Genomic DNA, 12,798 nt, shown 5'->3' with positions numbered 1-12,798 from the left:
GGGCCCTTTATGATTTCTATTATTTGTTAAAATGTGCGATAATTAAATTCGCAAGTTCTGTTCCGATTCTTTCCTGGGCCTCGTTGGTAGAAGCACCAATATGAGGGGTCAGGGAAATTTTAGGGTGGTTGAGTAGGGCTTGCTCCGGAGTAGGTTCATGATCAAAAACATCCAATCCGGCAAAAGCAACCTTTCCACTATCCAAAGCCGAAATCAGTGCCTGCTCGTCTATTGTTCCACCTCTTGAGCAGTTGACAATACCAACACCCTGTTTCATCCGGCCAAATTCCGCTGCACCAAGAATCGGTTGATCCGCGAAAGGTGTATGCAAGCTAATGAAATCACTTTTTTCAATGACTTCTTCCAAAGAGACCGTCTGCACCGGAATATCAACAGATACCCCGCCCTGGAAAGATAAACTTATATTTCCACTAAATGGATAAAGGTCATAGGCCAGAACATTCATTCCCAGTCTAAGGCCAATCGCAACAGTTTCACGGCCAATTCTGCCAAAACCAATTACACCAAGGGTTTTACCTTTAAGTTCAATTCCTTTTGCATAAGCTTTTTTCAGGTTATTGAAATTGGTATTCCCTTCCAAAGGCATTTTTCTGTTCGCATCCTGTAAAAAACGGATACCAGTGAACAAATGAGCAAAAACCAGTTCCGCAACAGACAATGAAGATGCAGCAGGCGTATTTACAACAGCCAGTCCTTTACTTCTGGCATATTCCACATCAATATTGTCCATACCAACCCCGCCACGTCCAATCAGTTTAAGGTTTGGACATTGGTCGATCAGGTCCTGACGGACTTTTGTAGCACTTCTCACCGTTAAACCGTCGTAATTTTTAAGGGCCTGGGCAAGTTTATCCTGAGGAACTGTTTCTGTATCTACAACAAAACCAGCTTGTTCTAACAACGATTTACCAACGGGATCTATCCCGTCGTTTGCGAGTATCTTTATCATTAATCTAATTTATTGGTGTTTTTCTGCAAATTCCTGCATTAATTCAATTAAAGCATGTACACTGGTAATCGGCAATGCATTATACATGGAGGCCCTGAACCCTCCTACACTTCTGTGTCCTTTTATTCCTTCAATACCATTATCTTCAGCAAACTTCAGGAAAGGTTTTTCCAGATCCGGATTGTTCATTACAAAACAAACATTCATTCTGGATCGGTCCTCTACCGCACAAGTTCCTTTAAACAATGGATTTCTGTCGATTTCTGTATATAAAGCATTCGCTTTTGCAATATTTTCTTTTTCAATTTCAGCAACGCCACCTTTAGACTTTAACCACCTCAAATTTAACATGGCTACATAGATAGAAAATACAGGAGGGGTATTGTACATGGACCCACCTTCAATATGAACTTTATAATCGAGCATGGAAGGGATTTTTCTATCCGTCTTTCCAAGTATTTCATCTTTTACAATCACCACAGTCAGTCCTGCGGGGCCTATATTTTTTTGCGCACCAGCATAGATCAGATCATACTCAGAGACATCAACCACTCTGCTCATAATATCTGAAGACATGTCACAAACCACAGGCACATTTGTTTTAGGAACAGAGAACATTTCTGTTCCATAGATCGTATTGTTTGATGTGCAGTGAAAATAAGCGCTGTCCTCAGGGATTGTAAAATCCTTAGGAATAAAAGTGTAATTTGAGTCTTTCGATGAAGCGACAATATTTGCTTTTCCGAAAGTCGCGACCTCCTTAATTGCTTTATTTGCCCAAACCCCAGTCTCCAGATAACTTGCCGTTTTACCTTCAGGCAACAAATTCATAGGAACCATTGCAAACTGTAAACTGGCACCACCCTGTAGAAACAATACCGAATAACCTTCAGGCACATTCAGCAATTCTTTCACTAATTTTCCGGCTTCTTCCACTACACCCTCGAACTCTGGTGTACGGTGCGAAATCTCCAGTATAGATAAGCCGTCTTTGAAATCTAAAACCGCCCTGGATGCTTGTTTAAATACTTCCTGAGGTAAAATACAGGGGCCTGCGCCAAAATTATGTCTCATGTTTATACTATTTTATTGAGCGTAAATGTAATAGTTTTAAATTAGTAATCGGACACTAATCTTAAACTTTAACAGCATTTTTTTCAATAAAACCAGCCCTCAAAACAAGAGAGAAACGCAGCAGGATATCCCCGGAAAACAGGCGCTTTCCGATGGCATTAATCAGATTTTTTCAAGTCAGATCCGAATGTCCCCGACAGAAATATTTTTCAAATCAGAAATCATTTTTGAAGGCGATTCAGCAGCAAAAACAGCATTACCGGCAACAAAAGCATTTGCACCCGCCTGAATAAGGCTTTCTATATTTTGTATCCCAACGCCACCATCAACTTCTATAATCAAGTCGGGGTTTAACCTGGCAGCCATTGCCCTAAGTTCCTTTACCTTGGACAAGGTGTTGGGAATGAATTTCTGACCCCCAAAACCAGGGTTAACGGACATGACCAGTACCAGGTCCAGATCGGATAAAATATCTTTTAACAATTCAACTGGAGTATGGGGGTTAATCGCAACTCCGGCTTTACATCCGGACTGATGAATAGATTGAACGGTCCTGTGCAAATGCACACAAGCTTCATAATGAACGGTAATACCAGTGGCCCCTGCCTGGGCAAAGCGCTCTATATACTGATCGGGATTAACGATCATTAAGTGCACATCCAATGGCTTTACCGCATATTTTTTAATGGCTTCCATCACCGGAAAACCAAAGGAAATATTGGGTACAAAAACCCCGTCCATAACATCAACATGAAACCAGTCGGCCTCACTTGAATTCATCATTTCTATATCGCGCTGAAGGTTGGCAAAATCAGCAGAAAGCACGGATGGGGCAATTATAGGTTTCATCTTTTATTTTTCAATTGTGTGATTTGGTTCATTTGTCTTCAAGCAAACTGCACCATTGGTTTTGTGCAGTAAAGATAAAGAAAACTTTAAAGCAAAAAACCCCGCCAGGGCGGGGTTTTTATAATTGTCGTAGACTATGCAGGTTTGTTTTCAGCAGCAGCCTCCGGTTTAGGAGGACGCGGCATCAAAGCTTTCCTGGACAGTTTCATTTTACCTTGTTTATCTACATCCAGTAATTTAACGGTCACCTTATCACCTTCTTTAAATACACCGTCCATTGTTTCCAAACGGGTCCAGTCTATTTCTGAAATGTGCAATAAACCATCTTTTCCTGGCATAATTTCAACGAATGCACCAAATGGCATAATTGATTTTACCTTACCTTCATAAGTTGCACCAATTTCAGGTTTTGCAGCAATCGCATTGATGCGACCAACAGCAGCATCAATAGCTGCTTTATTATCCGCGAAAACTTCAACGATACCTTTGTTACCAACTTCTTCAATAGAAATGGTTGCACCGGTTTCACGTTGCATTTCCTGAATGATTTTTCCACCTGGTCCTATTACAGCACCAATAAATTCTTTATCAATTGTTAAAGAAACAATACGAGGCGCATGATCTTTGTAATCTGCACGTGGTACTTCAATTGTTTTCTTCATTTCATTAAGAATGTGCAAACGGGCTTCATTGGCTTGTTTCAATGCAGCAGTCAACACTTCCCATTTCAGACCATTGATCTTTAAGTCCATTTGACAGGCAACAATACCTTTTTCAGTACCGGTTACTTTAAAGTCCATATCTCCCAAATGATCCTCATCTCCAAGAATATCAGAAAGGATGGCATATTTACCTGTTTTCTCGTCGGTGATTAAGCCCATTGCAATACCAGACACTGGTGCTTTGATTTTAATACCAGCGTCCATCAGCGCTAAAGTACCCGCACAAACTGTTGCCATAGAAGACGAACCGTTTGATTCCAGGATATCAGAAACGATACGGATGGTATATGGGTTTTCTTCCAGCCCTGGCAATACTTTTTTCAAAGAACGCATGGCAAGGTTACCATGTCCAATTTCACGACGTCCGGCACCTCTGTTGGGACGAACCTCGCCAGTAGAAAAACCAGGGAAGTTATAATGCAACAGAAATTTGTTGTATCCGTTAATGAAAGCACCGTCGATCATTTGCTCATCATCTTTAGATCCTAAAGTCACCGTAGTTAAAGACTGGGTCTCACCACGGGTAAATACCGCAGAACCGTGAGCAGAAGGCAAATAACCTACCTCACTCCAGATTGGACGTACGGTCCGCACATCACGGCCATCCAAACGCATTCCTTCATCCAACACCAAATTCCTGATCGCATCGTACTGTACGTCATGGAAATATTTTTTAGTTAAAAAGCTGGTTACATCATCCACTTCTTCTCCTAAAGTCGCTGTAAATTCCTCTAAAATTGCTGCGAATTTTTCACCACGCTCGCCTTTGGAAGTCTGGCTTTTAGCAACAGCATAAACCTGGTCATAAGTCGCTTTATAAACCTGCTCTTTTAATTCCGGGTTGCTGTCTTCATGAGAATAAGTACGTTTTACCGTTTTACCAACCAGCTCTGCAAGTTCTTTTTGTGCCTGAACCTGAACAATGATCGCTTTGTGTGCAAACTCAATGGCTTCGACCATTTCTACTTCAGAAATTTCATCGGCCTCACCCTCTACCATTACGATGTCTTTTTCTGTACCTGCAACTAAAAAGTCGATGCTTGCACGCTCTAAATCACTAACGTATGGGTTGATCACCAGTTTGCCATCAATTTTTGCTACACGTACTTCAGAGATTGGTCCGTTAAACGGAATATCTGAAACCGCAATAGCAGCTGAAGCTGCCAGACCAGCCAAACAATCAGGCATTATATTTTTATCAGATGAAATCAAAGTAATCATCACCTGTGTATCAGAGTGATAATCTTCCGGGAACATCGGACGCAACGCACGGTCAACCAAACGCGAGATCAATACCTCATAATCTGATAACCTGGCTTCACGACGCAGGAAACCACCAGGAATACGTCCTGCAGCGGCATATTTTTCCTGATAATCTACCGATAAAGGTAAAAAATCAACACCTGCCTTAGCACCTACCGTAGAAACTACAGTGGCCAATAGCATGGTATCGCCCATTCTGACAACGACAGAACCATCTGCCTGTTTAGCTAACTTTCCTGTTTCGATTTCAATTGTTCTTCCGTCACCGAGGTCGAACGCTTTTTTTATTACATTCATTTAAAACTTGTTGTGGTGTGTTTTCCTCTTTCTACACACCGGATTTATGTGGTTATTTTATTTTTAAAGTAAAAAAGCCATCCCTTATAGAATGGCTTTTAACGATATAAGTACTTTTATTTGATGATATCCCTTAGCTGTAAAGCCTTGATGATAGCACGATAGCGCTCAATATCTTTTTTGAATAGATATGCCAAAATACCGCGGCGTTTACCTACCAGTTTTTGAAGAGCCAGCTGAGTAGAAAAGTCCTTACGGTTTTTCTTTAAATGCTCTGTTAAATGCGCAATACGATATGTAAATAACGCTACCTGACCTTCTGCAGAACCAGTATTGGTTTCTACTTCGCCGTGTTGTTTAAAGATTTCGGCTTTCTTTTCTTTACTTAAATACATTTCTTGAATGATACTAAAGTGTTTATAAATTAATTAATTGGATGCAAAGATAGTGTAAGTTTTGATGATTAGCAATAATTACCAATTCAATTTCCGTTAATTTGTAAAAAACATTTTTCATGGAAAAAACGGGCTACAGCATATTTGAAACAGAACTTAAGGTCAGACCAGATGATATTGATATGTTTAATCACGTACACAACAGCAAGTATTTTGACTATGTACTCGCCGCAAGGTACGAACAGATGGAAAAATTTTATAAAATGCCCATGGAAGATTTTCTAAAAAGCGGTTTTGGCTGGGTGGTCAAAACCGCACATGTTGATTTTAAAAGGCCTTTAACATTGGGCGATGTCCTGCTGATCCGTACCGGAATCCTGAGCATTAACGAAAAAGGCTGCAGGGTACAGTTTGAAATCGAAAACAAACGAACTGCAAAAATTTCTTCCGATGGCTGGTTCGACTATGTGATGATTGATATTGCAAGCGGAAGGGCAAGCCGGGTCAGTGAAGAAATGATTAAAACCTACAGCGTTTAAGCTGGAAACACCATAAATCATTGCTTCTGTTCTATTTAGTTATTTTTAAAAAAAAGAAAGCATATCCGAAAAAAGAATATATATTTGTTTCTGAACTTTAAAATATACAGCATATGATTTCATCAGCTGTCCTTTTAACTGCTTAAAGGACTCCCCTTTCCCGCATTTTTTTATCATTCAGCTTTCTGCTGAATCAAGGTTCAACATTCTTATTTTTTTATTATGCTACAACAGGAAACAGCTGCCCCCGGCAAGCTATCCAGAATATTTACACTTTTAAAACAAGCGCTTAAAGGCGAAGAACTAGATTATACCCAAGGCAGCATACGCAGGGCTGTATTGCTGCTGGCCATTCCAATGATGTTGGAAATGGCCATGGAGTCTATTTTTGCACTCGTTGACCTTTTCTTTGTCGGACATCTGCCCAACAGCAGTCATGCCATTCAAACCGTAGGTTTAACAGAATCCGTACTGACCATCATCTATTCCATTGCCATTGGAATGAGTATGGCTGCAACCGCAGTTGTGGCCAGGAGAATTGGAGAAAAAGATCCTGCTGCCGCGGCAAAAGCGGGTATGCAGGCCATCCTGATTGCCATTACATTTAACATCCTGATCAGTATTGCCGGATTTATCTTTGCAAAAGATATTTTAATGCTAATGGGTGCTTCTGCAGAAACAGCGGCCCATGGCACTCCTTTTACCAGACTAATGATGGGCGGCAGCCTGGTGATTATGCTCCTGTTCCTGATCAACGGAATTTTCAGGGGTGCAGGTAATGCCGCTATCGCCATGAAAAGCTTATGGCTGGCTAACCTGGCCAACATCATCTTATGCCCAATATTTATCAATGGTTTTGGCCCTGTTCCTGCTTTTGGTTTAACCGGAGCAGCAATTGCCACCACATTGGGACGAGGAATTGGGGTTGCCTATCAGGTGTATCACCTGACCAGCGGAAAAAGTGCCTTAAAAATAAAGCTGCACTATTTCAAACCGCAATGGGAGCAAATAAAAGCGCTTTTAAAAATAGCCACACCAGGAATTTTCCAGTTTATCATTGCATCCTGCAGCTGGATCTTTTTAGCCCAGCTGGTGGCCACTACCGGTGGTGACCATGGCTCTGCCGGGTACCAGACCGCTTTAAGGCTCATGATGTTTTTTATGCTGCCTGCCTGGGGAATGAGTAATGCGGCGGCAACCCTGGTCGGACAAAACCTGGGCGCAAAAGAACTCGGGAGGGCTGAAAAATCTGTCCTGAAAACGGTAAAATACAATGTCATTTACATGGGCTGCGTGATGGTGCTGACCTTTATCGGAGCGCCTTATTTTGTCGCTTTTTTCAGCAACGATAAAATGGTACAGGAAGTTGCGGTAAATGCACTTCACATTTTAAGCCTGGGCTATATTTTTTATGGTATCGGAATGGTACTCATCAGCACGTTTAATGGCGCGGGTGATACCTGGACACCAACCTGGGTAAATTTTTTCGGCTTCTGGCTTTTTCAGATCCCTCTGGCCTATGTTCTGGCAAAACATTTTAATATGGGCCCCACCGGGGTCTTTATGGCTGTTCCGATTTCCGAAACAGGCATAGCCATTACAGGTTTTATCCTGTTTAAAAAAGGCAAGTGGAAAACCATTAAAGTTTAAACAAAAAAGCCGCTCTGAAATTCAGAGCGGCTTTTTTGTTTAAAAGATTTAGCCTATTGTTTCTTTAATCAGTTTGGTATAAAAATCATTGAGTTTCATCCCCATGGCCGCAACCTGTTGGGGAATAAAACTGGTTGCCGTTTGCCCCGGTATGGTATTGATCTCTATAAAATAAAAATCACCTTCACCGCCCTGCAAAATAAAGTCTATGCGCACAATCCCCCGGCAGTTCAGTTTCTGATAGACCTGGGTAACTATTTTTTCTATCCGCTCCCGGCTCTCTTTTTTCAAAGCTGCAGGTGTAGTTTCTGTAGCTACCCCAGGTGTATATTTGGCTTCAAAATCAAAAAACTCTTTTGCCGTTTCCACTTCGGTAACTGGTAATACCGTAATTTTACCATCAAGTTTAACCACACCAACAGTAAACTCTCTTCCCTCTATAAATTCTTCTATCAGAATCTGGTTATCTTCATTAAAAGCCTTATCTAGTGCGGTTTGCAGATCATACTGATTGGTTACCTTGCTCATGCCAATACTACTGCCCCCATTATTTGGCTTTACAAAATAAGGTAGCTTTAGCTCTTTTTTAATCTCTTCGGTTTTATAAGCCCCGTTTTTAAAAATCTGTACAGACCTGGCGACAAACAACTCCTCAATCCCCTGAACAATCGCTTTGGTATAGCCCTTATTCATCGTGATGGCCGACGTTAAGGCATCACAAGTGGTATAAGGGACACCCAGCATGTCAAAATAACCCTGCAATTTTCCATCCTCACCCGGAGATCCGTGTATAGCAATAAACACACCGTCAAACTTTATTTTTCTTCCTTTAAGAGTCACTGAAAAATCATTTCTGTCCACCTCTATCTTTACAGAATCAGCCGGTTCATAAAACCAGCCCTGCTGGGTCAGCATAATCTTATATACATCAAACTTATCCGGATCCAGGTTTTGGGCTATAGTTGCTGCACTTTTAACTGAAACGACCCACTCGCCTGTTGTCCCTCCAGTGAGTAACGCTATTATTTTTTTCATTAGAATTGTCTATTTATTTTAAACATACAGCCTCCGTTCAGGTTATGATCAATACCTCCTTCGCTTCCTTCTGCTGTACCTGCATCAAAAATATAAATAGTAACACAGATGTTATTTAAATTCCGATAAAATATTTTTTTAGTCTATTTTTGGCTGAAATATTCAGGATATAAGAAAACGCAATGAGCAAATTCACCACCTATCTAAAAACTAAATCTTTCAGAAACAACCTCATAACAGCTGTTCTGACTGTAATCGCTATATTATTCATTGCTTTTTTTAGTTTAAGGTATTATACAAAACATGGTCAGGGGCTTAATGTACCTGCTCTAAAAGGACTAGCCTTTACACAGGCTGTAAGCAAACTGGAAGAACTTGGTTTGCGTTACGAGGTCGATTCGGTTTTTATTATGGATAAACCTCCGGGGATTGTGATTGACCAGGATCCGGATGCCAATACTTTTGTAAAAGACAACAGGACCATATATTTAACCATAAACACTGCTCAGGCACCAAATGTAAAATTTCCGGACATAGAACTTAAAACCCTCCGTGAAGTACAGCCGATGCTGGAAAGTTTTGGCCTGAAAGTTGGGGATACGACCTACAAACCGGATGTCAGTAAAGATGTGGTACTGGAAGCTTCTTTTGGCGGAAGACCGATCAAACCCGGAAGTATTTTACCAAAAGGCTCCAGGATAGACCTGGTACTGGGAGATGGACGCGGAAATGAAGAAGTCGACATCCCTAATTTAATAGGATTGACAAAAGATGAAGCAAGATTTTCACTAAAAGGCTCTATGTTGATGCTTGGAAATATTACTTATGAAGGTGCCATTACAGATAGTGCAAATGCAGTTATTGTTATGCAAACACCCGTACTCTCTGACTCGGTATCAAAAGTGAAGATCGGAACACCAATAAATATTGTATTGTCTAACAAAGCAACGAACAAACCAAACTAGGATTTCCTCATATGACGACTAACGAAAAGAAAAATGTTAAGGCAGGAACAAAAGCCGCTTTAATTATATTTTTAATCATCGCAGCAGTAGCTGCATTTTTTGGACTGAAATTCTATAAAGTTTATTTTGCCCCAAATATTACAGAGAAAGAAAAATATTTGTACATCAGAACAAATGACCAGCTTCCTCAGCTGCTGGAGGAAATGAAACGAAAAGACATCCTGATTGATCAGGCCGCCTTTACACAAGCTGCTGAAAAAATGGACCTGGCCGATAAATTAAAACCGGGCCGTTATAAATTGGCTAAAGGAATGAACAACCGTACTTTAATCAATAAAATTAAATCAGGTAATCAGGACCCCGTAAAATTAAAATTCCAAAACATCCGTCGTAAAGAAGAATTTGCCGGTTACCTGTCCAAAAACCTGGAAGCAGATTCCCTGTCCTTTATTCACCTGCTGGATTCAGCCGCTTTGGTTGAAAAACATGGTTTTACAACAGATAATATCTACACCATGTTTATTCCAAATACTTATGATATGTACTGGAACACCAGTCCATCAGAGTTTTTTGACAAAATGTTAAAGGAATACAATAAGTTCTGGACCCCTGAGCGGAAAAAGAAAGCAGAAGCTTTAAATATGACCCCGGTACAGGTAACCATTCTGGCCTCTATTGTTGACGGGGAAGCTATTTTTGATAAAGAGATGCCTGTTATTGCCGGACTGTACATCAACCGCTTAAACAAAGGCATCCTATTGCAGGCAGACCCAACGGTCATTTTTGCCAATGGGGACTTTACGGTTAAAAGGGTAACCAATGCCCTGCTTAGGGTAGAATCCAAATACAACACCTACAAATATGCTGGCCTGCCTCCGGGCCCGATTATGATGCCCAGCATCAATGCCATAGACGCTGTTCTGAACAAGGACAACAACAATTACCTGTATATGTGTGCCAAAGACGATTTTTCCGGCTATCATAACTTTGCAGCTACAAAAGAACAGCACGAAATCAACGCAAAAAAATACAGGGATGCCCTGAACAAGCGTAATATTTTCAGATAGATATGTATACCCACAGTACGAAAATAAGGGTCAGGTATAGTGAAACAGATCAGATGGGCTATGTATATAATGGAAATTACGCCCAGTACTATGAAGTCGGCCGTGTAGAAATGCTCCGGAGCCTGGGCATGACCTATGGTTCTATGGAAAGTTCCGGGGTTATGATGCCACTGCTGGAGCTCAAATGTAAATTCATCAGGCCCGCTTTCTATGACCAGGAGCTCACCATTAAAACAACGGTTAAGGAGCTTCCGGGCGTACGTATCCATTTTGACTACGAACTGTACAATGAAGAAAACGAGCTGATCAACATTGGCTCTACCATACTTGTATTTTTTGATATGCTCAAGAAAAAACCCTGCCAGCCCCCGGAGAATTTCATGGAGAAATTGGCCAAATATTTTTAAGCAAACCGCCCTGGGGGTGGGTTGCAAGTTGATGATCCTTTAAGTAGATTTGAGATATGGACTGGGTACACAAGCAATTACTTCGGATAAAACTTTATGCCCTGTTTATTGACTGGACCAAGGTATATGTACTGCCCGGTTTCAGTCCGCTTCCGCTCTATACGGTTGCTTCCTTTTTTTTTAAGGAAATTCAAAAAGATGCACTGGTAAATAAAGCCTCCTCACTGGCTTATAACTTTATGCTGGCAATATTTCCAGGGATTATCTTTTTGTTTACCCTGATCCCCTTTTTACCCAATGGTTTCCAGGACCAGCTGATGTCTTTAATTGCCCTTGTTCTTCCGCATAAAGCATTTGATGCCTTTGAAACAACCTTAACAGAAATTATTAAAAAACAGAATGGGAAACTGCTTTCTTTCGGTTTTATATTTTCCATCTATTTTGCCACCAATGGGGTCCATAACCTCATGATGGCCTTCAACAAATCTTCATTAATTATAGAAACCCGTTCCTGGTTAAAAAGAAGGTTTATCGCTTTAATTTTAACTTTAACCATATTCGTATCCGTTATCATTTGTATTGGTGCCATGACCCTTGGTGAAGTCGCCTTAAATTACATTAAAAACGGCCTGCACATTAAAGGAAATTTCACTTACTATTTAATACAGCTCACCAGGTGGACCCTACTTGCTGCACTGTATTTTATAACCATATCCATCCTATACCGTTATGGTCCGGCCCATGCCAAAAAATGGAGGTTGTTTAGCGCGGGGTCCTGGCTTGCAACCATTCTGGCTTTCATTTCCATTTGGGGTTTTTCTTTTTACATCAACCACTTTGGCTCCTATAATAAAGTTTATGGTTCCATCGGTACACTGATTGTCATTATGATCTGGCTTTATTTAAACTCTTTTATCCTGTTAATGGGTTTTGAACTGAATGCCAGTGTTGACCTGTCAAAAAGAAGTGTCAAAATCATTAAACCTAATTTTAACGTATTCAAAAAGGATTAACGAACTTTAAAACACATTTTTTCATGCTCTGTTTTAAGTTGTTATCAAGTTTACATTAAAAAATCTACATCATAATTTGCAAAACCAGTCTGTATTTGTACTTTTGCGCCGGAGAGTTGGCAGAGTGGTCGATTGCGGCAGTCTTGAAAACTGTTGAGTGTAATAGCTCCGGGGGTTCGAATCCCTCACTCTCCGCCAGCTTATTTTTTTACAAATGCTGCCCCGAAGGGCGGCATTTTTTATTTCAGGGCGACCCGAATTCATTCGGGGGAGCATCTGAAATAAAAAATGCCCGGGAGCGCAGCGACGCAGCATTTGTAAAAAAACAAGCTGAAGCCTCCCCCCTCAGGGATCACCGAGCACAGCGAGGTAATCCTTCACAAAATACCAACCCAAAATACTAACCCAAAACACTAACCAAAAAAAAGAAAGAAAAAACAAGCCCCCTAAGCAATTAACCAAGAAAATGAACACCAAAAAAGAAAAACAAGCCCCCTAAGCAACTAACCAAGAAAATGAACACCAAAAAAGAAAAACAAGCCCTGTAAGCAA

The 12,798-nt window shown here is 40.8% G+C and carries 12 protein-coding genes and 1 tRNA gene; 7 read left to right on the top strand and 6 right to left on the bottom strand.

Annotation, left to right across the window (positions count from 1 at the left end; genetic code table 11):
• Positions 1–19: 19 nt before the first annotated feature.
• The 5 genes from B0O44_RS01200 to rpsO form a co-directional block, all read right to left on the bottom strand.
• Positions 20–970, bottom strand: a complete 951-nt coding sequence (locus tag B0O44_RS01200; RefSeq protein WP_211321285.1) for a D-2-hydroxyacid dehydrogenase — start codon at positions 968–970, stop codon at positions 20–22.
• 9 nt (positions 971–979) lie between these two features.
• A complete protein-coding gene (gene serC, locus B0O44_RS01195) occupies positions 980–2,044 on the bottom strand; it encodes a 3-phosphoserine/phosphohydroxythreonine transaminase (RefSeq protein WP_110826874.1) in 1,065 nt (354 codons plus the stop codon).
• 177 nt (positions 2,045–2,221) lie between these two features.
• Entirely contained in the window at positions 2,222–2,893 is a 672-nt protein-coding gene (rpe, locus tag B0O44_RS01190; protein ID WP_110826873.1) for a ribulose-phosphate 3-epimerase, read from the bottom strand.
• A 134-nt stretch (positions 2,894–3,027) separates the two neighbouring features.
• Positions 3,028–5,175 carry a polyribonucleotide nucleotidyltransferase gene (gene pnp / locus B0O44_RS01185; RefSeq protein ID WP_110826872.1) on the bottom strand — a complete coding sequence of 716 codons (2,148 nt, stop codon included), beginning with the start codon at positions 5,173–5,175 and terminating at the stop codon, positions 3,028–3,030.
• Positions 5,176–5,291: 116 nt separating this feature from the next.
• Positions 5,292–5,570, bottom strand: coding sequence for a 30S ribosomal protein S15 (rpsO, locus tag B0O44_RS01180; protein ID WP_110826871.1), 279 nt, complete (start codon positions 5,568–5,570; stop codon positions 5,292–5,294).
• A gap of 119 nt (positions 5,571–5,689) precedes the next feature.
• Between rpsO and B0O44_RS01175 the strand changes: the two genes are divergently transcribed.
• Together B0O44_RS01175 and B0O44_RS01170 are read left to right on the top strand one after the other, a co-directional pair.
• Entirely contained in the window at positions 5,690–6,109 is a 420-nt protein-coding gene (locus tag B0O44_RS01175; protein ID WP_110826870.1) for an acyl-CoA thioesterase, read from the top strand.
• A gap of 222 nt (positions 6,110–6,331) precedes the next feature.
• Positions 6,332–7,759: an MATE family efflux transporter gene (locus tag B0O44_RS01170; RefSeq protein WP_110826869.1), complete on the top strand. Its 1,428-nt coding sequence runs from the start codon at positions 6,332–6,334 to the stop codon at positions 7,757–7,759.
• 48 nt (positions 7,760–7,807) lie between these two features.
• On the opposite strand, the gene B0O44_RS01165 is transcribed toward B0O44_RS01170, so the two are convergent.
• Entirely contained in the window at positions 7,808–8,794 is a 987-nt protein-coding gene (locus B0O44_RS01165; protein WP_110826868.1) for a D-alanine--D-alanine ligase, read from the bottom strand.
• 182 nt (positions 8,795–8,976) lie between these two features.
• Between B0O44_RS01165 and B0O44_RS01160 the strand changes: the two genes are divergently transcribed.
• From B0O44_RS01160 to B0O44_RS01140, 5 genes are all read left to right on the top strand, one after another.
• Positions 8,977–9,759 carry a PASTA domain-containing protein gene (locus B0O44_RS01160; protein ID WP_110826867.1) on the top strand — a complete coding sequence of 261 codons (783 nt, stop codon included), beginning with the start codon at positions 8,977–8,979 and terminating at the stop codon, positions 9,757–9,759.
• Positions 9,760–9,770: 11 nt separating this feature from the next.
• Positions 9,771–10,826, top strand: a complete 1,056-nt coding sequence (mltG, locus tag B0O44_RS01155) for an endolytic transglycosylase MltG (protein WP_110826866.1) — start codon at positions 9,771–9,773, stop codon at positions 10,824–10,826.
• A 2-nt stretch (positions 10,827–10,828) separates the two neighbouring features.
• Positions 10,829–11,233 carry an acyl-CoA thioesterase gene (locus B0O44_RS01150; protein WP_110826865.1) on the top strand — a complete coding sequence of 135 codons (405 nt, stop codon included), beginning with the start codon at positions 10,829–10,831 and terminating at the stop codon, positions 11,231–11,233.
• A gap of 56 nt (positions 11,234–11,289) precedes the next feature.
• Entirely contained in the window at positions 11,290–12,246 is a 957-nt protein-coding gene (locus B0O44_RS01145) for a YihY/virulence factor BrkB family protein (protein WP_110826864.1), read from the top strand.
• 110 nt (positions 12,247–12,356) lie between these two features.
• A tRNA-Ser gene (locus tag B0O44_RS01140) sits at positions 12,357–12,444 on the top strand.
• The last annotated feature ends 354 nt before the right edge of the window (positions 12,445–12,798 follow it).

Source organism: Pedobacter nutrimenti (assembly GCF_003208655.1).
In the GTDB taxonomy this organism is placed as follows: domain Bacteria; phylum Bacteroidota; class Bacteroidia; order Sphingobacteriales; family Sphingobacteriaceae; genus Pedobacter; species Pedobacter nutrimenti.
This window is presented reverse-complemented; position numbering and strand designations above follow the sequence as displayed.